This is a genomic window from Bradyrhizobium sp. T-12, assembly GCF_058314695.1.
Genome location: NZ_CM177756.1, coordinates 4,672,719 through 4,696,409, shown reverse-complemented (window position 1 = coordinate 4,696,409; position 23,691 = coordinate 4,672,719). Strand labels below are relative to the sequence as shown.

22 protein-coding genes are annotated in these 23,691 nt (G+C 65.1%); 12 read left to right on the top strand and 10 right to left on the bottom strand.

Translation table 11 applies throughout. The annotated features are described in order from the left end of the window. Window positions 1-5: 5 nt before the first annotated feature. Both AC0WRY_RS22380 and AC0WRY_RS22375 read right to left on the bottom strand, forming a co-directional pair. Window positions 6-1,139, bottom strand: coding sequence for a DJ-1/PfpI family protein (locus tag AC0WRY_RS22380; RefSeq protein WP_194402984.1), 1,134 nt, complete (start codon window positions 1,137-1,139; stop codon window positions 6-8). Between the two features lie 109 nt (window positions 1,140-1,248). Then, on the bottom strand, window positions 1,249-1,803 hold the full coding sequence (locus tag AC0WRY_RS22375) for a PAS domain-containing protein (protein WP_194402983.1): 555 nt from the start codon (window positions 1,801-1,803) through the stop codon (window positions 1,249-1,251). Window positions 1,804-2,252: 449 nt separating this feature from the next. Here AC0WRY_RS22375 and AC0WRY_RS22370 point away from each other — a divergent pair, with 449 nt between their 5' ends. Continuing rightward, window positions 2,253-3,083 carry a rhomboid family intramembrane serine protease gene (locus AC0WRY_RS22370; protein ID WP_371746118.1) on the top strand — a complete coding sequence of 277 codons (831 nt, stop codon included), beginning with the start codon at window positions 2,253-2,255 and terminating at the stop codon, window positions 3,081-3,083. 188 nt (window positions 3,084-3,271) lie between these two features. Continuing rightward, on the top strand, window positions 3,272-3,700 hold the full coding sequence (locus AC0WRY_RS22365; RefSeq protein WP_194402982.1) for a CBS domain-containing protein: 429 nt from the start codon (window positions 3,272-3,274) through the stop codon (window positions 3,698-3,700). On the opposite strand, the gene AC0WRY_RS22360 is transcribed toward AC0WRY_RS22365, so the two are convergent. After that, a complete protein-coding gene (locus tag AC0WRY_RS22360; RefSeq protein ID WP_194402981.1) occupies window positions 3,701-4,735 on the bottom strand; it encodes a patatin-like phospholipase family protein in 1,035 nt (344 codons plus the stop codon). Window positions 4,736-5,009: 274 nt separating this feature from the next. Here AC0WRY_RS22360 and AC0WRY_RS22355 point away from each other — a divergent pair, with 274 nt between their 5' ends. After that, complete coding sequence (locus tag AC0WRY_RS22355; RefSeq protein WP_194402980.1) at window positions 5,010-6,083, top strand: RgsD C-terminal domain-containing protein; 1,074 nt, start codon at window positions 5,010-5,012, stop codon at window positions 6,081-6,083. A gap of 444 nt (window positions 6,084-6,527) precedes the next feature. Continuing rightward, window positions 6,528-6,767, top strand: coding sequence for a hypothetical protein (locus AC0WRY_RS22350; protein WP_246776305.1), 240 nt, complete (start codon window positions 6,528-6,530; stop codon window positions 6,765-6,767). A 36-nt stretch (window positions 6,768-6,803) separates the two neighbouring features. On the opposite strand, the gene AC0WRY_RS22345 is transcribed toward AC0WRY_RS22350, so the two are convergent. Next, on the bottom strand, window positions 6,804-7,796 hold the full coding sequence (locus AC0WRY_RS22345) for a zinc-dependent alcohol dehydrogenase family protein (protein WP_491120909.1): 993 nt from the start codon (window positions 7,794-7,796) through the stop codon (window positions 6,804-6,806). A gap of 104 nt (window positions 7,797-7,900) precedes the next feature. Here AC0WRY_RS22345 and AC0WRY_RS22340 point away from each other — a divergent pair, with 104 nt between their 5' ends. Continuing rightward, window positions 7,901-8,761: a LysR family transcriptional regulator gene (locus AC0WRY_RS22340; RefSeq protein ID WP_194402979.1), complete on the top strand. Its 861-nt coding sequence runs from the start codon at window positions 7,901-7,903 to the stop codon at window positions 8,759-8,761. An 810-nt stretch (window positions 8,762-9,571) separates the two neighbouring features. Further along, window positions 9,572-12,034 (top strand): putative bifunctional diguanylate cyclase/phosphodiesterase, encoded by a 2,463-nt coding sequence (locus AC0WRY_RS22335; RefSeq protein WP_194402978.1) that lies wholly within the window; start codon window positions 9,572-9,574, stop codon window positions 12,032-12,034. Here the strand turns inward: AC0WRY_RS22335 and AC0WRY_RS22330 are convergent. Beyond that, a complete protein-coding gene (locus AC0WRY_RS22330) occupies window positions 12,020-13,288 on the bottom strand; it encodes a serine hydrolase domain-containing protein (RefSeq protein WP_194402977.1) in 1,269 nt (422 codons plus the stop codon). The two genes, AC0WRY_RS22335 and AC0WRY_RS22330, sit on opposite strands and share 15 nt — an antisense overlap. Window positions 13,289-13,351: 63 nt before the next feature. Beyond that, window positions 13,352-13,915, bottom strand: a complete 564-nt coding sequence (locus AC0WRY_RS22325) for a nitroreductase family protein (RefSeq protein WP_194402976.1) — start codon at window positions 13,913-13,915, stop codon at window positions 13,352-13,354. Window positions 13,916-14,135: 220 nt separating this feature from the next. Here AC0WRY_RS22325 and AC0WRY_RS22320 point away from each other — a divergent pair, with 220 nt between their 5' ends. Both AC0WRY_RS22320 and AC0WRY_RS22315 read left to right on the top strand, forming a co-directional pair. Further along, window positions 14,136-14,360, top strand: coding sequence for a type II toxin-antitoxin system HigB family toxin (locus AC0WRY_RS22320; RefSeq protein WP_246776304.1), 225 nt, complete (start codon window positions 14,136-14,138; stop codon window positions 14,358-14,360). Window positions 14,361-14,370: 10 nt separating this feature from the next. Continuing rightward, entirely contained in the window at window positions 14,371-14,742 is a 372-nt protein-coding gene (locus AC0WRY_RS22315) for a helix-turn-helix domain-containing protein (protein ID WP_194408370.1), read from the top strand. Window positions 14,743-14,748: 6 nt separating this feature from the next. On the opposite strand, the gene thrS is transcribed toward AC0WRY_RS22315, so the two are convergent. Next, a complete protein-coding gene (thrS, locus tag AC0WRY_RS22310; protein ID WP_194402974.1) occupies window positions 14,749-16,794 on the bottom strand; it encodes a threonine--tRNA ligase in 2,046 nt (681 codons plus the stop codon). Between the two features lie 187 nt (window positions 16,795-16,981). On the opposite strand from thrS, the gene AC0WRY_RS22305 reads away from it, so the two are divergent. Together AC0WRY_RS22305 and AC0WRY_RS22300 are read left to right on the top strand one after the other, a co-directional pair. Continuing rightward, window positions 16,982-18,154: an MFS transporter gene (locus tag AC0WRY_RS22305; protein WP_194402973.1), complete on the top strand. Its 1,173-nt coding sequence runs from the start codon at window positions 16,982-16,984 to the stop codon at window positions 18,152-18,154. A 90-nt stretch (window positions 18,155-18,244) separates the two neighbouring features. Further along, window positions 18,245-18,634 carry a hypothetical protein gene (locus AC0WRY_RS22300; RefSeq protein WP_194402972.1) on the top strand — a complete coding sequence of 130 codons (390 nt, stop codon included), beginning with the start codon at window positions 18,245-18,247 and terminating at the stop codon, window positions 18,632-18,634. Between the two features lie 48 nt (window positions 18,635-18,682). On the opposite strand, the gene AC0WRY_RS22295 is transcribed toward AC0WRY_RS22300, so the two are convergent. Then, window positions 18,683-19,009 (bottom strand): GrlR family regulatory protein, encoded by a 327-nt coding sequence (locus tag AC0WRY_RS22295; protein WP_194402971.1) that lies wholly within the window; start codon window positions 19,007-19,009, stop codon window positions 18,683-18,685. A gap of 167 nt (window positions 19,010-19,176) precedes the next feature. After that, window positions 19,177-20,499 carry an alpha/beta hydrolase gene (locus tag AC0WRY_RS22290; RefSeq protein ID WP_194402970.1) on the bottom strand — a complete coding sequence of 441 codons (1,323 nt, stop codon included), beginning with the start codon at window positions 20,497-20,499 and terminating at the stop codon, window positions 19,177-19,179. 319 nt (window positions 20,500-20,818) lie between these two features. Here AC0WRY_RS22290 and AC0WRY_RS22285 point away from each other — a divergent pair, with 319 nt between their 5' ends. Beyond that, complete coding sequence (locus tag AC0WRY_RS22285) at window positions 20,819-22,186, top strand: APC family permease (RefSeq protein WP_194402969.1); 1,368 nt, start codon at window positions 20,819-20,821, stop codon at window positions 22,184-22,186. Window positions 22,187-22,188: 2 nt separating this feature from the next. Continuing rightward, the gene (locus AC0WRY_RS22280; protein ID WP_194402968.1) at window positions 22,189-23,403 is read left to right on the top strand and encodes a hypothetical protein; all 1,215 of its coding nucleotides are present in this window, start codon (window positions 22,189-22,191) and stop codon (window positions 23,401-23,403) included. On the opposite strand, the gene AC0WRY_RS22275 is transcribed toward AC0WRY_RS22280, so the two are convergent. After that, window positions 23,404-23,613 (bottom strand): hypothetical protein, encoded by a 210-nt coding sequence (locus AC0WRY_RS22275; RefSeq protein ID WP_194402967.1) that lies wholly within the window; start codon window positions 23,611-23,613, stop codon window positions 23,404-23,406. Window positions 23,614-23,691: the final 78 nt, after the last annotated feature.

The following is a 23,691-nucleotide window of genomic DNA, read 5'->3' as shown; positions in this document are numbered from 1 at the left end:
TGTCGTCATCGTGGATATTCCAGCTGCATCGCGACGAAGTCAGCCGTGCGCGGCCCGTAGCGTGCATCGATGGCGCGCAACGTCTGGTCCAATGCTTGCGCCGGCGGCAGGTCGGCGGTAGCCGGCGGCATCTGCCTTGCCGGCCAGCCGGCCGTGACCTCGTCGGGCAGGATGTGCAGACCGCCGCGGCTCGTCTGCGGCTCCGCCGTGCCTGCGACGGTAAGGGCCCGCGAGCGATAGGTGCGCGACCACGCATCGGCCACGAGCGCGAGCGAGACTTCGTCGATGCCTGATGTCAGTGCGATTCCGAGCTGCTCGCGATTCCAGAATGCCAGCGTGTTGGCGATCGCCGTCAGCGCGAAGGGGCGGGTGAACTGGAACGCCTCGCTGCGGTGGCGCGCATCCCAATGCGCAAGACCGATCTCGCGGGCGACCGCCTCCGCCTTGGCGCGGCCGGCGATGGCCTCAACCAGGGTCAGCGCCATCGGCATGGATGCGGTGATGCCGGTCGTCGTCGCAACGCCGCGGTCGACCACCAGCCTGCGATCCGCGACATAGCGGATCGCGGAATGCTTCTGCAGATCGCGCACGGAATACCAGTGCGTAGTGGCCTGCCGGCCGTCGAGCAGCCCGCTGTTGGCGACGACCTTGGCACCGACGCAGACGCCAATGATGATCGCGCCCTTGCCGGCCTGGCTCCTGATCCACTGCAAGACGACGGCATCGTCCTCGTGGCTCATCGCGGGCACAATGACGTAATCGGCGCCGTCGGGATGCGCAGCGTCGAACTCGGCGATGGTCGCATGCGGCTGCACTTTCAGCGCGGGATAGAGCGTGACGGGTCCGGGCCGGGTCGCCAATGTCTGCACCTCGGCGACGTCGGCGCGCGCGAGAATGCCGTAGGGCATCAGATAGTCGGTGGTCTCGCTCATGTCGTTGATGCCGACGATGGCGATCTGCGGGCGTTTACGCTTTGGCGGCCGCAGCGCCGCAAGCGTTGCCACGGTCTCGTCCTGGGATATCGCGGACGTGGTTCCCTGAGCCGGCGTGCCAGGCAGCATGAGTAGCCAGATCCCGCCCAACGCTGCAAGCAGCGCCACGCAGCCGACGCCGCTCAACGCCAGAATGCGCCATGTCATGCTCTCGTCACCCTTGTTGCTTCACGCGAGGCGGAAGCTAGTCGCTCCGAGCGACATCAGGAATGACGCAGATCCGGCAAAAACGGCCATCCGCACGCGGGACGAAAGGCTATCGCAGTCCCTCGTACACCATCAGCCCACGTGCGATCTGCAATTTCCGGATCGCGCGCGGCAGCAATTTCTCCGGCTGGTGCAGATAGCGCCAGGAGGTGAGGGTGAAGGTGGACAGCGCGCCGCATTCGTCGTCGAACGGCGCGAGCACACCCGTCACGCTCACCGGCGTATGCGGGCGGGCGTTGAAGGGCAGCAGCAACAGCTCGATATAGGCTTTGCTGCCGTCCTCGCGCACGGCCGTGACGCCGGCGATCGCGCCTAGCGCCTCGTCGGCGACGATGGTCGTGATCTCCTCGATCTCGCTGCGGCTTTCCTCGTCGAACAGGGCCGCGAAGCTCTGGTCCTTGAGGTCACGCCCCGCCAGTGCGCAGACGCGTGTGCCGGCGACGCGGAACGGGAACCCGAGCTTCGGCTCGCAGGAGAGTACGAAAATGTCGCCGAGCAGGCCGCGGACCGCGGCCGGATCGATGTCGGCCCGGTCGGGGGCCCGTGCGGCGCCACGCTTTTCGTCCCAATACGCGAAGAACGCGCGGCTCGACGGATGTTTCATGTCTGAACGCTTACCCCGGGCCGCAACCTCCAGGGGACAAACCTGTCCCGCTTCAGTGCAGCCACGATCCCTTGTTTGTTGTGCAGGAGGGGATTTGCAGCGTCCATGCCGTGGCGGCGTTTTCGGCTCAGTTAAGCCGGTCTTTGCGTCGTTAACGTTAAGTTAACTATGCGCTTTGCCCCTCGCGCCGCGCTGCTATGGTGATCGCGGTTATCTCCGCCGGTTTCTCCAGGTTCTCGGCGGGGTCTGTACACAGGGCGTCAAACAGTTTGGCCACGGGCCGGGGAGGGGTGGGGATTCACCTTCATTCCCTGGGGCACCGGAAGGCCGACACGGATAGGCAGGGCTTCCCAGGGCCCTGCCTTTTCCTTTTGTGCACTTGCGCAAGGCTGGCAAAGGCGACTATCTGCAAGGGGATCGCTCCGATCGCGCCTGAAAGCGAAGCTGCCTTGGATTCCCCGCCGCACGATTCGTCGCAAGATCCTCAGCCCGGCCTGCCGGCGGTCCAGGTGGTTCATGAGGAGGCTCCGCGCGAGCCGATCCTGACGCTGCCGTTCGCGCTGACGGCCTATATCCTGCTGCTGGCGGTGATCCATCTGCGGGTGCTGCTGCCGCCGGAACTCGAGAACTGGACCATCGACGTCTTCGGCTTCATCCCGAAGCGCTACGATTCCTCGCTGCTCAATCTGCAGATCCCCGGCGGCACCGGGGCCAAGGTCTGGAGCTTCGTCACCTATTCGCTGCTGCACGCCAACCTGACCCATCTCGGCTTCAACGTGCTGTGGCTGTTGCCGTTCGGCAGCGCGCTGGCGCGGCGCTTCGGCGCCGTCAGGTTCTTCCTGTTTCTAGCGGTGACGGCGGCGGCCGGCGCGCTCGCCCATCTCGTCACCCATGAGCATGCGGTGGCGCCGATGATCGGGGCCTCGGCCTCGGTGTCCGGCGCGATGGCCGCCGCCATCCGCTTCGCGTTCGTCCGCGGCAGTTTCCTGTCGTTCAACCGTTCGGACGCGGATACCGCGGCAAGGGTTCCGGCGCTGCCGCTGTCGCGCGCGCTGCGCGACGGACGGGTGGTCGGTTTCCTCGCGGTGTGGTTCGGTGTCAACATCATCTTCGGCGTCGGCGCGATCGGCATCGATTCCGAAACCACGAGCGTCGCCTGGCAGGCGCATATCGGCGGCTTCTTCGCCGGCCTGTTGCTGTTCACCCTGTTCGATCCCGTGCCGCGCGCGCGAAACGATGCTGCGGATGCGTCATCACAGGACGTTTCAGACCGTATTTGAAGCGGCGCTTGCGGCGCGGCCCGAATTCATCCATCATTTCCGCGAAGAATGTTCCGAAGCGACAAGCCCATAGAGGCAACGCTTCGACAAGCGCGCGAGCATGCAACCCGCGCCGAAACTGTTAGTTGAAGACTCGAAGAACAAGTCCTGACCGCCAAGGCGGACGGCTCGGATTCAGGGAGGCGACAATGACGGTACGTTCCATTCTCAACACCAAGGGCCACCAGATCATGAGCGTCGAGCCCGACGCCAAGCTGGCGACCGCGGTCAAGCTGCTCGGCGAGAAGAAGATCGGTGCGGTGCTGGTGATGAACCAGAGCCGGCTCGAAGGCATCCTGTCGGAGCGCGACATCGTGCGCGTGCTCGGCGAGCGCGGCGCCGCCGTCCTGGAAGAGCCGGTGGCTCAGGTCATGACCCGCAAGGTCGTCACCTGCAAGGAGACCGATACGGTCGCCGAGCTCATGGAGATGATGACATCGGGCAAGTTCCGCCATCTGCCCGTGATCGACAACGGCAAGGTGGTTGGCCTGATCTCGATCGGCGACATCGTCAAGCGCCGGGTCCAGGAATACGAGTCCGAGCAGGAAGCCCTGCGCGACTACATCAAGACCGCCTGATCAGGCGCCATCGTCCGCTTTCGGCGCGTGCCCCGCGGGCGCCGGCGCCAGCACATCGATCGCCTCCTGGATGGAGTCCAGCGCGCGCTCGGCGGCGCGCGCACCGTGGGCGATCAGGTCCTCGGAGCGATGGAAGTCGAACCAGCCGAACTGGCCGATCCGTGGCGAGATCAGCAGATCCGGGGGATCGCCGGCGAGGCGGGCGCGGGTGATGCGGTCCTGCATGATGTTGAAGGCATCGACCATCACCGAGGAGATGCCGGGCCGGCCGTTGCCGCCGAAGAATTCGCGCTTCATGGTCCTCTCGGGAGAGAATAGCCGCGGGAAGCGCCGCTTGGCCGCCGGTTCTTCCGCCTCCGGCACCACCGGGGTGGGCGGTGCGCCATGCGAATGGATCGTCGTGGAATGGGTGAAGATGTCGCTGGAAAGATTTGCGGCGATGACGATTTCGGCGCCGAGCGCGCGGGCGGCCGAGACCGGCACGGGATTGACCAGCGCGCCGTCGACCAGCCAGCGGTCGCCGATCAGCATGGGCTGGAAGATCCCGGGCAGCGCGTAGGACGCGCGCATCGCATCGACCAGGCGGCCACGCGTCAGCCAGATCTCATGGCCGGTGCGGACTTCGGTCGCGACGCTCGCGAATTTCACCGGTAAATCCTCGATCAAGGTCTGCCCAACCGCGTCCTCAAGGCGGCCCGCAAGCTTCTCGCCGCCGAGCAGGCCGGATCCATTGAGGCGGATGTCGAGATAGCCGAGGATGTTGCGCATGCCTTGCAGGCTGCGCCCCCAATCTTCGAACGTCTCGAGCCGCCCGGCCGCATGCAGGCCGCCGACCACGGCGCCGATGGAGGTGCCGACCACGACGTCGGGCACGATGCCGTTGGCAAGCAGGGTCCTGAGGATTCCGATATGGGCAAAGCCGCGCGCCGCGCCGCCGCCGAGGGCAAGGCCGATGACGGGACGGCGGGTGGGGCCAAGGCCAATCTTCTCGCCGTTCGAGCCGTTTGCGCCGCGCCCCTTCAAGATGTCCAGCACCGAAACTCTCCTACGCCGGGGCCAAGGCTGCGGCTCAAGGCTGCGGCCAAGCCCGTATCATTAGACTAGGCACCGCACTCGCACTCCGCCATCCCGGGCGCGAAGCATGGTTTATGCCGCTTTGGGGAGGGCACCGGGCAGGAGTATGGCGAGGGGCGATTGCCTCACGACTAATCACGCAGGCGTCAACCGGGTTCCACAGAACGAACCGGCACCGTATTTCCTTGGGTTTCAGAGGCTTGAATTTGCCGCGTTTTCGGTGAAAAGCAGGAGCATGACACGCGGGGGTGACGGCATCATCGGATGGCGGCGCAGCGGCAGGCTGCTGCCGGCGCTGATCCTTGCCGCGTGCCTCGTTACCTCAGGCCAAAACGCTGCACGGGCGCAGCTTTTCTCCGATCGCCCGCCGCCGGTGCCGCCGGCTTCGGTGCCGGACCCCGGCGGCGCCGTCAACCTGGCGCCGCCCTCCGGGCTTGGCGCCGGTCCCCCGAGCCTGCCATCGACCCTGATGCAGCCGAACACGCCCAGCATGCCGCCGCCCGCGGTCACCACCGTGCCGCCGGCCGCGCCGCTCAATGCGGCCGTGCCCGGACAGGGCGTGCTGTCGCTGACCGCGAAATACGGCAAGGACACGCCGGCGATCACCAGCGGTCTGGTCTGGCGTGTCTTCGCCGACCGTCCGGATGAGAACGGCACCTTCAAGCTGATCCGCGAGGACCGCAACGCCTCGCCCAACATCGTGCTGCCGCCCGGCAACTACGTCGTGCACGTCGCCTTTGGCCTCGTCAGCGCGGTGCGCACCGTCAGCCTGAAGGCCGAGACCGACCGCGAATCCTTCGTGCTGCCGGCCGGCGGCCTGCGCATCGAGGGCCGGGTCGGCACCAGCCGCATTCCGCAGAACCAGATCTCGTTCGCGATCTACAAGGGCAGCCAGTTCGAATCCGGCGAGCGCGCCTCGCTGGTGCCGAACGTCGCCGCCGGCGACGTCGTGCTGATCCCGGAAGGCACCTACTACATCATCTCCAACTATGGCGACGCCAACTCGGTGGTGCGTTCGGACATTCGCGTCCAGGCCGGCAAGCTCACCGACGTCACCATCACCCACCGCGCCGCCGTGATCACGCTCAAGCTGGTCAGCGACAAGGGCGGCGAGGCGCTCGCCAACACCGCCTGGTCGGTGCTGACCCCCGGCGGCGACGTCATCAAGGAATCGATCGGCGCCTTTCCGCGCGTCGTGCTCTCCGAAGGCGAATACCGCGCCATCGCCAAGAACGAGGGCAAGGTCTACGAGCGCGGCTTCAACGTCGTGAACGGCGTCGACGGCGAAGTCGAAGTCGTCGCGCGGTAGTTTTCGTGTCCCGGACGCGATGCGGCACGACATGCCGCTCCGCAGAGCCGGGGCCAAGACGGCGCGGCGCCGATCCGGTCGATGGGCTCCCGGCTCTTCATCATCCAACAGCGTCCGCAATATCGTACCGCACTTCTCATCCAGCGCACGCAAATCCGGCCGGACGCCCATCCAGCCAGGGCGCTGCTCGACCGCCAATTTCGCTCCACGAAAGTCCGGTGCTCCCCGACCTTTGCCCCTGTGCTACCGATTTGAATACGCGCCAGCGCGACAAGGCGATGCTGCGAGATCGATGAACACCGGCGCCGCCGGCTTATTCCGCGCCTCGCGCGTTCATCACAGCCGGTGAAAGATACGTATTTCCGATCATCAATTTTATTCTCTTTCCACTCCGCTGGGCTATATGTCGGACATCCGTCAAATGGGGGAGGCCGGAGCAGGCTTGTGGGTCTGCGAGACCGGCGGGGAGCAGGGACCAAGCTCGTCGACATGTTCGAAGTGATCCTCACCAGGCGCAAGCGGTTTGGCTGGCGATGGCAGGTATGCGACCAGTCCGGCAAGATCTTTGCCGACGGCTTCGAGCGCACCCGGCCGTCGGCCAAATATCATGGCGAGCGCGCGTTGTTCTTCCTGTTGTCGCAGGCTTACTTGCGCAACCGCTCGGCTGCGTCCAGCGAGGATTAGCGGCGGAGCGCAGCTCCATCCGCGCGACAAGCTCACTCAGATCTCGACGACCAGCTTGCCCTTGGCGGCGTGGTCTCGGATCAGCGCATAGGCCTCGCCGACGCTCTCCATCGTAAAGCGCCTGGCGTCGAGCAGCGGCACGAGCTTGCCGGCCTCGACGAGGCCCGTGGCCTCCGTCATGATCTCCCCGTGATGGGCGCGGCCTTCGCCCGACAGCAGCGGCAGCAGCGTGAACACGCCGGAATAGGTGGCGGCGCGGAACGACAGTGGCGCAAGCGCATGCGTCCCCCAGCCGAGTGCGCTCACCACATGGCCGAAGCGGCGCACCGCTTCAAAGGAGGCGTCGAGCACCTTGCCGCCGACGGTGTCGTAGACGATGTCGAAGCCGCGGCCGCCGGTATGCTGCGCAAGGTAGGCTTCGACCGGACTGTCGCGATCGATGAACACGGCGCCGAAGCCTTCGATCGTGGCGCGCTGCGACGCCGAGCCGGTTGCGAACACGTCCGCTCCGAATGCGCGCGCGATCTGGATCGCGACATGGCCGACGCCGCCTGCGCCGCCGTGGATCAAGACCTTCTGGCCGGCCTTCAACGCCGCGCGGTCGATCAGGCCTTCCCAGGCCGTGATGACGATCAAGGGCAGGGCGGCAGCTTCCCGCATGCTGAGATTGGCGGGCTTCAATGCCAGGAGGTCGGCATCGACAGCGGCGAATTCGGCCAGCGATGCCGGCACGCCGCCGACGCCACCGGTCATGCCGTAGACCTCGTCGCCGACCTTGAACCGGGTCACCTCACGCCCCGTGCGTTCGACCACGCCGGCGAGATCGATCCCGGGGATCGCCGGCAGCGAATGGCGCGCATGCGCGGCCGTGCCGGCATGGATCTTGGTGTCGAGCGGATTGACCCCGCTCGCGCGCACCCGCACCAGCACCTCGCGCGGCCCGATCTCGGGCCTTGAAATCGTCGCGAGGCGTAAGGGGGTGTTGTGAGCCTCCAGGACGCCAGCGCGCATCGTCAATTGTGTCGACATGACCGTCTTGCTCCGTTGTCGGCCTCCAATATGCTCATGAAATTTTGCATGGGAAGGAACAAGGCTGTACGATCCTCATACAGTTTTGTATGGCGGGGATTCTGATGGACTGGAGCGATCTGCGCATCTTCCTGGCGATTGCCCGCGAAGGCACCCTCGGCGCCGCCGCGCGCAAGATCGGCCAGACCCAACCGACGATGGGCCGGCGGCTTCGCGCGCTCGAGACAGCGCTGGGACAGACATTGTTCCAGCGCACGGCGGATGGTTTCGTGCTGACCGACGAGGGCACCGCCGTGCTCCGCCACGCCGAACGGATCGAGGACGAGGCGCTCGCGCTGGAGCGACATGTGTCGGGTGCGGAGACGCAGCTCGACGGCCTGTTGCGCCTGTCGTCGTCGGACTGGTTCGGGACGGTGATGCTGTCGCCGGTGATCGCAGCGTTCGGCAAGCGTCACCCCAAGGTGACGGTGGAACTCCTGACCGATGCGCGGCTCTACAGCCTGCCGCGGCGCGAGGCCGACCTGGTCTTCCGCATCAAGCCGTTCAGCGAGCCCGAGGTGATCTCCAGAAAGCTGCTGCACATTCCCTACGCGCTCTATGGCAAGAAGGGCAGCAAGCCGCCGCGCGCCGGCGACGGCAGCGCTGTCCGCGTCGTCACCATGAATGCCGAGTTCGCCGACATGCCGGACGCGGTCTGGCTGAAGCGCACGCTGCCGAATGCGCAGATCGCCTCGCGCAGCAACAATAGGCAGGCGCAGGCCGAGCTATGTGCGAGCGGCGGTGGACTGGCGGTGCTGCCGCGTCTGCTCGGCGATCGCGACCGCCGCCTCGTCGCGCTCGACATCGGCACGGCGCCGCCCGGCCGCGACACCTATGTCGGTTATCACCGCGATCTCAGACGTCTTGCCCGCCTGCGCGCGCTGCTTGACCTCGTGATCGAGAGGTTGGCTGCCAGGGCTCCGTAGGCAGGCAGCCTGCGGCCACAATCCCTTGCGTTGCCCGACGGGCGAAACACCCGAGCTATGGGTCAACGCTCGTCGCCGAAAATACTCCACTTCAACGAAATTCGGAAAGCGCGTATGTGTCGCGGCAACCCGGCCCAAGGAAGACGGGCGTATCGCGATCGTCACGAACGCGGGTCGGGCGGCGGTGGACGCTGATTGCATCGGCGCGAAAGAGTCTTGCAGGGCGGGCAACCGTGAGCAAGGCACCTCGCGCATACGACCGGTGTGATCGGCGTACGGCAAAATCGTGTGGTCCTGGCGCCCGCAGTCTGTGCGTCAAGTCTTGTGGTGATGCGGCGGCCCGACCGGGCACGTGCATCAGCGATCCGCAAGGCGACGGGGGCAATAGTGCATCGCTCCCCGAGGAGAGCGCGACATAAGCCGTAAGACCACTGCGCAGGGAAGGCCGGATGCTCGGCTCCACCTGTATGCCGCTGTGCAAATTCTTGTTGCCACCTTTCGCACAGTGGACCGTGGGTGCCCGGCCGGCACCCGGTCTTCCCTGCGCCCTCTTTCAATGGGCGTGATGCGACCAGGCAAAGCTCGGGCGAATGAGCCGCGAGGATGCGAAGGTGTGTCTGTCGTTGAGAAGTGCTACGCGCTGCGCGTCCGGCTCGCCTTCGCGCGACCGTCATAGTCTCTAATCCGCACTAACCAACACCCGACTTAAAACTGTCATAATCGCTGAATGGAACCCACGCTCGCGCGCTCTTTACACGTCGTTAAGTGCGCCTGCATTGGATGCGCCCGGAAAGTGCGTTGGGGGCTGCCATGAATGCTGCGAAGAAGATGCCGGGAAAACCGTCCGCTGAAATGTTCGACGACATCCCGGTACTGCAGCGCAAATGGCGTGCCGCGTTGAAGCCGGGTGACCGGCTGCCGCGCTACGAGGACGTCATGCTCGGCAGTCTCGGACGGCTTGCCGATCACATCGCGCTCCTGAGGAACGATGGCGCGCTCGAGCTGTCGCGCAGCGGACGTTACGTGCAGGAATGGCTCGGTGAGGAGAGCTGGGACATTCCGGTTTCGGATCTGTCGCCCGATTGCGCCACGGCGCTGACGGAAGCCGCCACCATTGCGCTGACGACGGGACAGCCGCATCACGCCAGCGCGTATTGCGTGCGCGACGGCATGGTCAGGACTTACGACTTGCTGGCGCTGCCGACGGCCTCGCGCTGGGGCGCCACGCTGGTCGGCGCCTATATCAACGAGCGCGGCACGCAGTACAATCTGCTGGACGCGATCTTCGCCTCGACTGACGACGCGGTGATCTCGCTCACGACCTTGCGCGATGCCGGCGGCAAGCCGTTCGATCTTCAGGTCGTGCATCACAACAACAGCGCAGGCGCATTGTTGAAGGTTGCGAGCGGAAGCCTGTTGTGGCGGCGGATCGGCGAGGAGACCACGCTGCTGGCTCTGCCCGAGGTCATGGACTTTCTGCTCAAGGCCGTCGCGGGCGGCCGCGGCGAGCAGCTCGAGATCGAGAGCGAGGGGCGGCATCTCCGTCTCAGTGCCACGGCCTTCGCGGACGTGGTCTCGCTGACGATCTCCGATGTCACCGCGTTGAAACGGCGGGACGCCTCGTTCCGCCTGCTGTTCGACAACAACCCGATGCCGATGTGGGTGTTCGACGCGCAGACCAAGCAATTCCTTGGCGTCAACGACGCCGCTGTCCAGCATTACGGCTACAGCTGCGCCACCTTCCTGCGCATGAAGTTGCACGAGATCTGGCCGGAGGACGAGTGGGAAAGCCACGCCGAGGCGCTGGAGCGCGTCGGCGACGCCTATCATTCCTCGCGCAACTGGCGGCACCTGCGCTCCGACGGCAGCGAGATCGAAGTGCTCACCTTCGGCCGCCGCGTGGCCTTCGATGATCGCGACGGTTATCTGGTCGCGGTGGTCGACATCACCGAGCGGCGCAAGGCCGAGGCGCGCATCGCGCACATGGCGCACCATGACGGGCTCACCGACCTGCCGAACCGCGAATATTTTCAGGAGCGGCTGAAGCAGGCCCTGGACCAGGCCGGGGACAAGCGCGTCGGCGTTCTCTACATCGACCTGGACCTGTTCAAGAACATCAACGATTCCTTCGGTCATCCCGTCGGCGATCGCCTGCTCAAGGACGTCGCCGGGCGCCTGACCAAGGCGGTCCGCGGCGCCAGTCTCGCGGCCCGGCTCGGCGGCGACGAGTTCGCGGTGATCCTCAGTGCCGACGTCTCGCCAAACGAGGCCAGCGCCTGCGCGAGCCTGCTGATCGACATGCTGAAGGCGCCCTATGATCTCGACGGCCAGGAGATGGTGATCGGCGCCAGCATCGGCATCGCGCTGTCGCCCGGCGACGGCACGACGCCGGGGGAGCTGATGCGCAATGCCGACATGGCGCTGTACCGGGCAAAGTCCGATGGCGGCGGCGTGCACCATTTCTTCGAACGCGAGATGGACCTGCAGGCGCAGAAGCGCCGCGACCTGGAGCTCGATCTGCGCCGCGCCTTCGCCAATGGCGAGTTCGAGCTGCACTACCAGCCGCTGGTGACGATCGCATCCGACCGCATCTCAGGCTTCGAATCGCTGCTGCGCTGGCGTCATCCCGACAAGGGCATGATCTCGCCGGCGGAGTTCATTCCCGTCGCCGAGGACATCGGCCTCATCACCCAGTTGGGGGAGTGGGTGCTGCGCGAGGCCTGCGCCGAGGCGGTGAAATGGCCTGCCGATGTCAAAGTCGCGGTCAATCTGTCGCCGGCGCAATTCCGCAGCCGCAATTTGGTGCAGGTGGTGATCTCGGCTCTCGCGCAGTCCGGCCTGTCGCCGCGACGGCTCGAGCTCGAAATCACCGAGTCGATCTTCCTGGCCGAGACCGACGCCAATCTCGCAATCCTGCACCAATTGCGCGAGCTCGGCGTCGGCATTTCCATGGATGATTTCGGCACGGGCTATTCCAGCCTCAGCTATTTGCGCAGCTTCCCGTTCGACAAGATCAAGATCGACCGTTCGTTCGTGAAGGACCTGGCGCAGCGGCCCGATTGCAGCGCGATCGTGCGCGCGATCTCCGGCCTCGGCCGCAGCCTCAACATCACGACGACGGCCGAGGGCGTCGAGACCGAGGATCAACTCGACTGGCTTCGCGCCGAAGGCTGCAACGAGGTGCAGGGTTTTCTGTTCAGCGCGGCGCGGCCCGCGGCCGAGATCGCCAAGCTGCTCGCCGATTTCGGTCAGCGCGCCTCACGGGCGGCGTAGCCCCTCGGGGTAGCAGTCGTACACCAGCGCCTTGAAGGCGGGCGTGATGCGGCTGCGCTCGTTCTGGGTCTGCTGCATCATGAGGTAGACCATGTCGAGCTTGGGATCGACGCCGAAATAGGTGCCGCTCCCTGAGTCCCATTTCAATTCGCCGAGCGAGCCCGGCGGCGGCGGTTTCGCGTTGCCGGGATCGGTCCGTACCGCAAGGCCATAGCCATAGCCGAAGCCGTCGCCCGGAAAATAGAAGTAGTCGCGTCCGACGCCGGAGCCGGGGCCGATATGATCGGTCGTCATCGCCTTGAAGGCGGCCGGGCTCAGATAGCGCTTGCCCTCGAACTCGCCGCCGTTGAGCAGCATCTGCGAGAAGCGCTGATAGTCGGTGATGGTCGAGAGCAGGCCGCCGCCGCCGGACTGCCATTCGGGATGGTCGAGACGCTCGCGCTCGGCGGCGAGCAGGATGAAATCGTTCGGCAGCGGCCGCGCCATCCGCGCCAGCTCGTCCTCCGTCGCCAGAGCGAATTTGGTGCTGGTCATGCCGAGCGGATCGAAGATGCGTGCCTTCAGGAATTCGTACAGCGTCTGGCCCGAGATGATCTCGATGACAGCGCCGAGCACGTCGGTGGAATGGCCGTAGCGCCACAGGGTTCCCGGCTGCCGCGCCAGCGGCAGCTTGGCGATGCGGTCGGCGAACTCCCTGTTGTTGAATTGGCCTTCGAAAATGTTGGCGGCCTTGTAGGCCTGCTCGACCCATTTGCCACCGATGTAATCGTAGCTGATGCCCGAGGTGTGCCGCAGCAGGTCCTCGATGTTGACGGGCCGGACCGGCGGCACGAGGTCGAGCTCCAGCTTGCCGTCGGGCAGGGTGACCTCGAGGCCGACCTTGGTGCCCGCGAACAGCGGGACGTATTTCGACACGGGATCGGTGAGCGCGAGCTTGCCCTCGTCGATCAGCATCATCGCGCCGAGGCAGGTGATCGGCTTGGTCATCGAGTGGATGGCGAAGACCGTATCGGGCGTCATGGCAAGGCCCGTCCGGGTGTCGCGCACGCCGAATGTCTTGAGATAGACCGGTTTGCCGTGCTGCTGCACCAGGATCACGGCGCCCGGCAGCCGGCCGCTCGTCACCTCGTCGTTGAAATACGCCGTGATGCGGTCGAGCCCGTCCGGCGACGGGGCGGGGATGTCGGCAGCGCGGCTTTGCGCCATCGTGCCGGCGAGCATCGCGGCCCCGACCAGAAATTCACGACGTCTCATCCGACCTTCCTCCCTCGGCGCGATCAAAGCCGCAAGACGCGAGAGGCGTCAACACGACATCGCTTAAAAACGCGTCACGATTTCCGAAAGGAACGGTCGCGGACGGTCTTCGCTCGGCTTGGTCGGCTTGCCCACGTGAATGAAGCCGGCGAGCTTCTCGTCCGGCTTGAGGCCGAGGCCGTCGAGCACGTCGCGATCGAACGAGAACCAGCCGGTCAGCCAGCAGGCGCCGTAGCCGAGCGCGGTCGCGGCCGTGACGATGTTCATGGCGCTGGCGCCCGCCGACAATTCCTGCTCGAACGCCGGCACTTTCGGATGCGGCTTGGTGAAGCTGACGATGCCGATCACCAGCGGCGCATCCATGAGGCGCTTGCGCTCGATCTCGACGTCGGCCGCCGGCGCGCAGGGATTCTTCCGGGCAAAGACGTTTGCGATCACCTCGCCGGCACGCTGGCGGGCATCTCCCTCGAAGATGATGAAGCGCCAGGGGGCGAGCTTGCCATGATCAGGCACGCGCGCGCCAATGGTGAGGATGGTCTCGAGCTCGGCCGCAGAGGGGCCGGGCCCGGTCATCTCGCGCGGCTTGACCGAGCGGCGGGTCTTCAGAAGTTCGATGGCGTCGGGCACGGGGCGTCCTTATGGCTTGCTACTTCCGCCCGGAGATAGGCATGGCAGACGACGAATGGAAGAGATTTTAGAGGGATTATGAGTCTACTGGCCCGGCCAGAAAGTTGTGGTCCCAATTTGGGACTATGCTAAGATGAATAGAATGAGGATCATAGCGCTCAGCACGATCAAGGCATTTCTCGATCGGGCGAGCGAGCCTTCCGACGCTCGCGAACCTCTGATGGCTTGGTTTCGGCAGGTCAAGCGGGCCGATTGGGCGAAGCCCGCGGACGTCAAGCGAGATATCAGAACCGCTAGCATCCTCAGGGATGGCCGCGTCGTCTTCAACGTCGCCGGCAACAAATATCGTGTCGTGGTCTGGATCAATTACCCATACCGCGTAGTCTATGTCCGCTTTGTCGGAACGCATCGGCAATACGACGCAATCGATGCGCAAACCATTTAGAAGGTCGATGATGGAAATCGCGCCAATCAAGTCTAACCGGGATTATCGTCGCGCCCTCAAAGAGATCGAGACGTTGATGAGTGCGCGCCGAAACTCGCCTGAGGGCGATCGGCTTGATGTGCTTGTGACGCTCGTGGAGGCGTGGGAGCGTAAGCATTACCGGCTCGATCTGCCGGATCCGGTAGAAGCCATTAAGTATCATATGGAGCAGAGCGGCCTGCAGCCAAGGGACTTGATTCCCTTTATCGGCAGCCGCAATCGGGTTCACGAGGTGCTCAACCGGCGGCGCGAATTGACGCTCAGCATGATCCGACGCCTGCATGAGGGGCTCGGCATTCCGGCCGAGTCCCTCATTAAAGTTGGGCAAGACAGGGCGGCTTGAACGACGTCAGGCGGTCCCGCGCGCTCGCTTCACATCCGGCGGCGTCGCCTCGTCGACCAGCGCGGCGATCGCCTCGGCGGTCGTCATCACCTTCTGGCCGTCGCTGCCGAGCCGGCGGACCGAGACCGAATGCGTCTCGGCCTCCTTTTTGCCGACCACGAGCAGCGCCGGGATCTTGGCCAGCGAGTGCTCGCGGACCTTGTAGTTGATCTTTTCGTTGCGCAGGTCGATCTCGACCCGAAGCCCGGCGCGCCGAGCCTGCTCCATCACCACCTTGGCGTATTCGTCGCCTTCCGAAGTGATGGTGGTGACCACCGCCTGCACCGGCGACAGCCAGAGCGGGAAGTTGCCGGCATAGTGCTCGATCAGGATGCCGATATAGCGCTCCATCGAGCCGCAGATCGCGCGGTGCACCATCACGGGCGGTTTCTTGCCGCCGTCATGGTCGATGTAGAACGCACCGAACCGCTCCGGCAGGTTGAAGTCGACTTGCGTGGTGCCGCACTGCCAGTCGCGGCCGATGGCGTCGCGCAGCACGTATTCGAACTTCGGTCCGTAGAAGGCGCCTTCGCCCGGGTTGATCTCGGTCCTGATGTGGTTGTTCTGCGTCTGGATTTCGCGCAGCACCGTCGCCATCACGCGCTCGGCGTGATCCCACATCTCGTCCGTGCCGACGCGCTTTTCCGGCCGGGTCGACAGCTTCACGGTGAGATCGCCGGTGAAGCCGAAATCGGCATAGGTCGACAGGATCAGGTCGTTGATCTTCAAGCATTCCTCGGCAAGCTGGTCCTCGGTGCAGAAGATGTGCGCGTCGTCCTGGGTGAAGCCGCGCACGCGCATCAAGCCGTGCATGGCGCCCGAGGGCTCGTAGCGATGCACCACGCCGAACTCGGCGAGGCGCAAGGGCAGGTCGCGGTAGCTCTTCAGGCCGTGCTTGAAGATCTGCACGTGGCCGGGGCAGTTCATCGGCTTCAGCGCAAACCAGCGCTTGTCCTCCGCCTCGTCGCCGGCCGACTGCGCCGCGAACATGTTCTCGCGATACCAGCCCCAATGGCCCGAGGTCTCCCACAGCACCTTGTCGAGGATCTGCGGCGCGTTGACCTCGCTGTAATCGCCGGTCAGGCGGCGGCGCATATAGGCGATGAGCTGCTGGAAGATGGTCCAGCCCTTCGGGTGCCAGAACACGACGCCCGGACCTTCCTCCTGGAAGTGGAAGAGGTCCAGCTCGCGCCCGAGCTTGCGATGGTCGCGTTTCTCGGCTTCCTCGATCTGCTTGAGATAAGCGTCGAGGTCCTCCTGCTTGGCGAAGGCGGTGCCGTAGATGCGGGTCAGCATCGGGTTGTTGCTGTCGCCCCGCCAATAGGCGCCGGCAACCTTCATCAGCTTGAACGCGTTACCGACCTTGCCGGTCGAGGTCATGTGCGGGCCGCGGCACAAATCGAACCAGTCGCCCTGGTAGTAGATCTTGATCGGCTCGGTGCCGGGAATGGCATCGACCAGCTCGACCTTGAAGGCCTCGCCCTTGTCGCGGAACACCTGTTTGGTTTTCTCGCGGTCCCAGACTTCCTTGGTGAAAGGCTTGTCGCGCGCGATGATCTCGCGCATCTTTTTCTCGATCGCGGCAAAGTCTTCCGGCGTGAACGGCTCGTTGCGGAAGAAGTCGTAGTAGAAGCCGTTCTCGATCACCGGACCGATGGTGACCTGCGTGCCCGGCCACAGCGTCTGCACGGCTTCGGCGAGCACGTGGGCGCAATCGTGGCGGATCAATTCCAGCGCGCGCGGGTCGTCGCGGTTGACGAGCTCGATCTTGGCATCGTCCTCGATGGGATCGTTGAGGTCGGTGAGCACGCCGTCGAGCGCCATCGCAACCGTGCGCTTGGCCAGCGACGGCGAGATGCCCTTGGCGATATCGAGGCCCGTGATGCTCTTGTCGTATTCGCGCTTGGCGCCGTCGGGGAAGGTGAGGGTGATTTTGGCGGCTGGGGTCACGGGCTTGAGATTGGAGAGGCTGTACTGGAAGCCGGACTCGGATTTGGGGGGCTGTTCGGTCATTGCTTTTCTCCTGAGGCTCACTCCTGCGAACGAGCGCAGGTAAGCGGGAACGAGCGATATATCAGGCGATTCGGCCTGCGCAATCCGGCAATTCCAAGAAATCGGCGCGCAAAAGCCGGGGCCTGGCACGAACTATTTCGAGCAACGGGGCTTTAACGGGCGGCGGGCCTGCTCTACATGCACTTGCATGGAAAAATCCCCTGCCGCCGGCCGTTTCGCGCCAACTGCCCTCATGCTTGGCAATCTCGTCACCGGCTGCTCCGTGCTGGCCCCGGCGGGCATGCTGCCGGAGTTGGCGAGGGGGCTCGACATCAGCATTCATGCCGCCGGGCTGCTGATCACCTTCGGCGCGGTGACGCTGTGCATCGGCTCGCCGCTGACGGCCTGGCTGACCAGCCGCATCGAACGGCGCACGCTGCTGACGACGACGCTCGCGGTGCTCGCGCTCGGCAATCTCGCCTCGGCCCTTGCGCCCGGCTACACCAGCCTCCTCGTCATCCGTCTCGTGATGCTCGCCGTCGGTGCGCTCTATACGCCGCAGGCTGCCGGCACCGCGGCGATGATCGTGCCGACTGAGCGGCGCGGCAGCACCATCGCCTATATCTTTCTCGGCTGGTCGCTGGCTGCCGCCGTCGGCTTGCCGCTGATCACCTTCATCGCCAGCCGCTACGGCTGGCAGGCGGCCTATGGCGGGATCGGCGCGCTCGGTTGTCTCAGCGTCCTGCTGTTGCTGCTGCGCTTGCCGGCGGGCTTGAAGGGGGTGCCGGTGGATCTGAAGACCTGGCGCGAGGTCGGCCGCGACAAGACAATTCTGCTGCTGCTCGCGATCACCATGCTGCAGATGTCGGGGCAGTTCGTGGTGTTCACCTTCATGGGTCCGCTGCTGGGCAAGCTCACCGGCGCCGGCCCCGATGCGATCGGCATGGTGTTCGCGCTCTACGGTGTCTGCGGCTTCCTCGGCGTCGTCATCGCCACCCGCATCGTCGACAGTTGGGGGCCTTATCGCACGTCGCTGCTGTTCGCCTGCCTGCTGCTGACCGGCATCGCCGGCTGGGCGATCGGCGCAGGCGCGCTTGCCTTCATGGCGGCCGGGGTCGCGGTCTGGGGTCTCGGTTTTGCCTCGACCAATTCGATGCAGCAGGTGCGGCTGGTTGCGGCCGCGCCGCCCCTGGCATCGGCGACCGTCGCGCTCAACACGTCGGTCCTCTATATCGGCCAGGCCGTCGGCTCCGCCATCGGGGGATTGTTGTTCGCCCGCGAGCTCCTGCATACGCTCGGCTTCGTTGCAGTCGGTTTCGTCGTGCTGGCGCTGATCCTGATCGTCCTGACCCGGCCCCATCGGGTTGCCGCCGCGGCCTGACTGCCGCGTTTCCTGTGCGCAAGGTGCTTGGCAAACCGCGCGCGGGAGCGCTAGAAGGCCGGTCATGGGGACCAAAGAGAGTTGACTGAAATGAGGATGATTCTGGCGGTTGCCGCGGTGCTCTATTCAGCCTCCGCGTTTGCGCAAGCCGACAAGCCACCGATGGTCGGGGACAAGCCCTTGGTGCAGGTCAAGCCCAAGGGTACCAAGGCGGGGACCAAGGAAGCGGCGGCGAAGCCGGCTGCGGCGCCGAAGGGCAAGCCGCAGTCGATCGCGGTGCGGCTCCAGGCCTGCCTGGAGCTCGATGACGGCACCAAGGACCGGCTGAACTGCTACGACGCCATTATCCCGCCGGCGCCGAAGCCGAAACCGGCGAAGGCCAAGGGCTACGCCGATTGCAAATTCTTCAAGGAAGAGGACGAGCGGCTCGCCTGCTACAACGGCTTCGCCGAGAGCATCCCGAAGCTGCCCAAGAGCTGAGGCTGCTAGACCTGAGGCTGCAAGAGCAGAGGCTGGATCGGCTGAGGCTCAGTCGCTGATCCGGCTGAGCACGGCCCGGAAGGCAACGCCCGGCGCCTGCAGTGCGTTGCCCTCGAATTCCGCGGTGTCGCCGTCCTCCCGGCCGGCGAGCGCCAGCGTGATCCGGTCGACGCCAAACAGCGCCTTGAAGGACGGGTCGTCATTGTAGCGCTGGGTCGAGATCTTGACCTTGATGCTGTCGCCTTCGCCCGTATAGGTGCCGATGAAGGCGAAGGCGGAATTGCCCCCGCGCATCCTGCCATCCATCACATAGACGACGCCGCAGCCCGTTCCGTGCACGGTGTGGAAGTCGACCTTGTACAATCCCTGACGCACTGCCGCCCCCGCAGAATTCCAATCACAAACCGGCCGGCAAAGTATGAGCCTTGCCGGCGGAAGCAATCCGGCGGCTTCCGGGGATTTCGGCCATCAACATCACATTTTGATCAAAGCCTGCGAGAATTGCAGGCAACGCAGCCGAATACCGCCGCGCGCAAAATCGGTTAGCGGCTCGCCGCCGACGGATTGGTGGAGGCCACCCGCGTCACCGCCAGCGCTGGCGTCGCAGCCATCTTCACCAGCACGTCCTTGAGCGGATCCCGCGTCCAGGCGCGGGTGACATAGTCGCGATGGGTGATGCCGTCGGCGGTCTCGACGAACACCACGCTGCCTGGACGGAGCGGCTCATCCATGTCCTCGGCGACGCTGATGCCTTTCTGGCGGAGCGTGCTCATCAGCTCGCGGTCGCGCCGCGCCGTGCCGCGGGTGTAGGCGCTGACGAAGAAGCCGGAACGATGGCTCTCGATCCAGGATGCGAACTTGTCCATTTCGCCATAGACGGCGTCGAGCAGCACGACGCCGCGGACGCGGTCGCTGATGCCGCCGACCTCCAGGCTCCAGGCCGTCGGCAGGAAGCCGCCGCTATAGCCGACGATCACGATCGGCATGTTGGCAAAGGCGCGCGCGCTGTTGGGATCGCCGGTGACGCGGGCGAGGTGGTCGGCCGATTCCGCCATGAAGCGCTTGAAGCCGCCCGGTTGCCAGAACTTGCCGGCGCTGGAATCGGCGGCATCGACGGCCATCTGCGGTGCAAGCAGCACGGCATTGGCGCCGGAATCGGTGATCTGCTTGGGCACCAGCTGGCGATCGCGCACGTCGCGTTCGAGCGTTGCGCCGTTGCCGTGGAAGAACACCACGATCACGCCCGGCTTACGCACGTCGAAATGCTCGGGCACGTGCACCAGCACGCGGCTGTCATTGTAGGTCTCGTCCTGCCAGAACACGCGACCGGAATAGCTGCGATGACCGCGGCGGTCGCCCTTGGAGATGTTGAGGAACGGCGCGTCGGAGGCGGGGTTGTTGCCGAAATAGGGGAAGGCCGACGACTTCATGCTGACGAGGGTCGTCAAATCGTCGCGTGGCGAACGCTTATAGGGGACCTGCGGCTCGAGCGATGCGACCTTGTAGGGCGCCTGCTCCGGCGGCTGGTGCTGTACGGCGTGCTTGGGCGAGAAGTCCGACATCTGCCGTTGCAGGAGACTTTCGCTCGCCGACGGGAAGCGCTCCCTGAACTGGGGGGCCGGGAAGCGATCCTCGAACGTGTCGCCGCTCGCGACTTGGGTGTTGGTCTTGACGACCACCTGCACATTGGCCTGCGAGTTCGCCGCGAGCGCCGCCGGGTTCGGCGCCTTGCCGCATTGAACCAGCGTCAGCGACAGCGGCACCAAGGCTGAGATCAGGCAGGCCGGGAGCGCACGACCGCGCCGACCGGACGGTGTCCGATCAGCACGATCATCAGCTCTCGGTTTCGGAACGGCCCCGACCATCCACCCATGACCCCAAAGTCACGTCCATCGGCATTATTGAGACAATTGAGCCGACCGGCGTTTAGGCGACGTTAAGCGTCCGGAGAAACTTCCCCACATCCGGAACGCTCAAAAGGACCACGCAATCGTGTCCTGATTGTGGGGAGAAGGAGCGGGACTTTCCGGTGCTCGGCGGCCTTTTCGTCTGACAGCGGGGATAAGCGGTGCTGAAATACCCGCTGCCGCTGCCTCATTTAACCCTTGTTAACCCTGCTTGAATTGACTGGGCCAAACTGCACGATGCGCCCGCGAGGCGAGACGCCTCGGCTTAAGGACCCCGATGACGGCATCAGATGCGGGAACGGCACCCTGGACTGGCCGGCTGACCGGAGGCGGGACAGGGGTCTCGGTTCTGGTCGCAACCGCCATCGTGGTGGCCGACATGATCGGGGTCGGCGTCTTCACCAGCCTCGGCTTCCAGGTCAAGGATATCCCGTCCGGCTTCTCGATCCTGCTGCTGTGGACCGTCGGCGGCATCGTCGCGCTCTGCGGCGTGTTCGCCTACAGCGAGCTCGGGGCGATGTTTCCGCGCTCGAGCGGCGAGTACAATTTCCTCGGCCGTGCCTATCATCCGGCTTTCGGCTTTCTCGCCGGCTGGGTGTCGGCGACGGTGGGCTTCGCAGCGCCGGTCGCGCTTGCCGCGATGGCGTTCGGCGAATACGCCAAGTCGGTCGTGCCAGACCTGCCGCCGATCCCGCTTGCCATCGCCGTGGTGTGGCTGGTCTCGCTGGTGCAACTGACCGGCGTCAGGCACTCCTCGACCTTCCAGCTGATCTCGACCATCATCAAGGTTGCCCTGATCGTCGCCTTCCTGGTCGCCGGCTTCGTCATCGGCGTGCCGCAGCCGATCGCCTTCACACCGCAGGCCGGCGATCTCGCCCATATCGTCAGCGCGCCCTTCGCGATCGGGCTCGTCTTCGTGATGTATTCGTTCTCGGGCTGGAATGCCGCGACCTACATCATCGGCGAGATGAACATGCCGCAGCGGGACCTGCCGCGTGCGCTGCTCGCGGGCACGCTGATCGTGCTCGTCCTGTACGTCGCGCTGAACGCAGTGTTTCTCTACTCGACGCCGGTTGGCGCGCTCGCCGGCCAGCTCGATGTCGCCAGCGTCGCCGGCAGTGCCATCTTCGGCGGTCTCGGCGGCAGGATCGTCGGGGCGATGATCTGTTTCGGCCTGATCTCCTCGATCTCCGCGATGATGTGGATCGGCCCGCGCGTGATGATGACGATGGGGGAGGACATTCCGGCCCTGCGCGTGTTCTCGAAGCGATCGACGAGCGGCGCGCCGGCCTATGCCATCCTGTTTCAGCTCGCGATCGCCAACCTTCTGCTGTTCACGCGCAGCTTCGAGGCGGTGCTCGACTTCATCCAATTTGCACTGCTGTTCTGCTCGTTCTTCACCGTCGCCGGCGTCATCAAGCTGCGCATCACCGATCCCGACTTGCCGAGGCCCTATCGCGCCTGGGGATACCCGTTCACGCCGCTGGTTTTCCTGCTCGTGACCGGGTTCATGATGTACTACCTGTTGACCGAGCGGCCTGTGCAGTCGCTCTCGGGGATGCTCGTCATGCTCTCGGGCCTGTTGATTTATGCTGTTTTCCGCAGGCGGCCGGTCGCTGCTGGCCATTCACATCATCGCGAATAGATATGTTTCGACCCCTCAGAATCGTGGCCGTCGCTCTTGCCTTGCTGGCTGCGGCCGTCTCGTCCGCCCGTGCCGCCGACGTCACTTTCGATGACACCGCGCGCTTCCTTGCGGGCATGCAGCCTTCGGCGGACTCGCCGCTGCTGCCGCTCACGAGGGATCCCGGCTGGCAGCGCCACGCAAAATTCTTCGACGGCGCCTTCGCCCAGCTCGAACAGCGCCAGCTCTCGAAGATCCGCGATTGGGCCGACGTCAATCTCGCCGCGCCCCGGCCGACCATGTTCTACATGTTCAGCGGCCCCGATTTCCTTTACGCCAACGCCTTCTATTCCAAGGCCAGCACCTACGTGCTCGGCGCGCTGGAGCCGGTCGGCGCCGTGCCCGATCTGACGCGGCTGCCGCGCGGCTCGGTCGGTGCCGCGCTCTACAATGTCGAGCGTTCGCTCGGCTCGATCCTGAGCTTTTCCTTTTTCATCACCAAGCAGATGAAGGTCGACCTGCACGCCAACCAGGTCAACGGCACCTTGCCAATCCTCTATGTCTTCCTCGCGCGCTCGGGCAAGACCATCCGCAACGTCGAGATGATCGCGCTCGACGACAAGGGGGCAGTGCATGTCGGCGACGACAATCCCGGGCGTAACGCGACGCGCGGCGTCCGCATCACCTTTGCAGGCCCCGATGGCGAAGCGCGCACGCTGTATTATTTCTCGACCGACCTTTCCAATGCCGGCGCGCGCAACACCGGCTTCCTGAAGTTTTGCGAGACGCTGGGGCCCGGCAACAGCCTGCTCAAGAGTGCATCCTATCTTCTGCACAAGAGCGATTTCGCGGTGGTCCGCGACTGGCTGCTCGCCAACAGCGCCACCATTATCCAGGACGATTCCGGCATTCCGCTCGCGAACTACGGCGCCCGGCAATGGCGGTTCTTCCCGTTCGGCCGCTATCTCGGGCCGATCGGCGAATTCCCCGGCCGCTACCAGGAGCGCTACGCCGAGCTGTTCACACGCGCCCAGCCGATCGACTTTGGCGTCGGCTACCGCTGGCGGATGCATGAGTCGAACTTGTTGCTGGCGGTGAGGGTGCCGGGCACCGAAACGCCGCCGGGCGGGGAGGCCACCTCGTCGGCCGATCCGACGCCGAAGCCGCCGCGTCCGAAACGGCTGCGGCCGCCCGAGCCGATTCCGCCGCCGCCCGGGCGCTTCTACTGGTTTCGCTGATTACCAGTGCACGTTCTGGCTCGGCACGATGAACGCCGTCGTGCTCGCCGGTGTCGCAAGGCTCGATGCCAGATACCAGCCGGAGCCGAGCACGAGCGCCAGCAAGGCGACGATCGCGAGCAGGTCCATGGTTCTGGGATCGTGATGCCGCCTGGAGCCGGGGGTGGGCCCAAGCTTGGCGTGAATATGAGGGCTGATTTTCCAGCGCATTGTTGTTTCCTCCCGGGGGAGCATCGAAACAACGCGGGAAGATTGTCTCAGGTTCCGCTCAGGCTACCGATGCACTAA

Excerpts from the sequence above, each read along its gene's own strand:
- AC0WRY_RS22305 (WP_194402973.1), top strand. The coding sequence starts at position 16,982 with ATGGAAAAATCCCCTGCCGCCGGCCGTTTCGCGCCAACTGCCCTCATG.
- AC0WRY_RS22330 (WP_194402977.1), bottom strand. The coding sequence starts at position 13,288 with ATGAGACGTCGTGAATTTCTGGTCGGGGCCGCGATGCTCGCCGGCACG.
- AC0WRY_RS22380 (WP_194402984.1), bottom strand. The coding sequence starts at position 1,139 with ATGACATGGCGCATTCTGGCGTTGAGCGGCGTCGGCTGCGTGGCGCTG.
- AC0WRY_RS22365 (WP_194402982.1), top strand. The coding sequence starts at position 3,272 with ATGACGGTACGTTCCATTCTCAACACCAAGGGCCACCAGATCATGAGC.
- AC0WRY_RS22375 (WP_194402983.1), bottom strand. The coding sequence starts at position 1,803 with ATGAAACATCCGTCGAGCCGCGCGTTCTTCGCGTATTGGGACGAAAAG.
- AC0WRY_RS22315 (WP_194408370.1), top strand. The coding sequence starts at position 14,371 with ATGGAAATCGCGCCAATCAAGTCTAACCGGGATTATCGTCGCGCCCTC.
- AC0WRY_RS22355 (WP_194402980.1), top strand. The coding sequence starts at position 5,010 with ATGACACGCGGGGGTGACGGCATCATCGGATGGCGGCGCAGCGGCAGG.
- AC0WRY_RS22345 (WP_491120909.1), bottom strand. The coding sequence starts at position 7,796 with ATGTCGACACAATTGACGATGCGCGCTGGCGTCCTGGAGGCTCACAAC.
- AC0WRY_RS22280 (WP_194402968.1), top strand. The coding sequence starts at position 22,189 with ATGTTTCGACCCCTCAGAATCGTGGCCGTCGCTCTTGCCTTGCTGGCT.
- AC0WRY_RS22335 (WP_194402978.1), top strand. The coding sequence starts at position 9,572 with ATGAATGCTGCGAAGAAGATGCCGGGAAAACCGTCCGCTGAAATGTTC.
- AC0WRY_RS22285 (WP_194402969.1), top strand. The coding sequence starts at position 20,819 with ATGACGGCATCAGATGCGGGAACGGCACCCTGGACTGGCCGGCTGACC.
- AC0WRY_RS22340 (WP_194402979.1), top strand. The coding sequence starts at position 7,901 with ATGGACTGGAGCGATCTGCGCATCTTCCTGGCGATTGCCCGCGAAGGC.
- AC0WRY_RS22300 (WP_194402972.1), top strand. The coding sequence starts at position 18,245 with ATGAGGATGATTCTGGCGGTTGCCGCGGTGCTCTATTCAGCCTCCGCG.
- AC0WRY_RS22290 (WP_194402970.1), bottom strand. The coding sequence starts at position 20,499 with ATGGTCGGGGCCGTTCCGAAACCGAGAGCTGATGATCGTGCTGATCGG.
- thrS (WP_194402974.1), bottom strand. The coding sequence starts at position 16,794 with ATGACCGAACAGCCCCCCAAATCCGAGTCCGGCTTCCAGTACAGCCTC.
- AC0WRY_RS22275 (WP_194402967.1), bottom strand. The coding sequence starts at position 23,613 with ATGCGCTGGAAAATCAGCCCTCATATTCACGCCAAGCTTGGGCCCACC.
- AC0WRY_RS22320 (WP_246776304.1), top strand. The coding sequence starts at position 14,136 with ATGGCTTGGTTTCGGCAGGTCAAGCGGGCCGATTGGGCGAAGCCCGCG.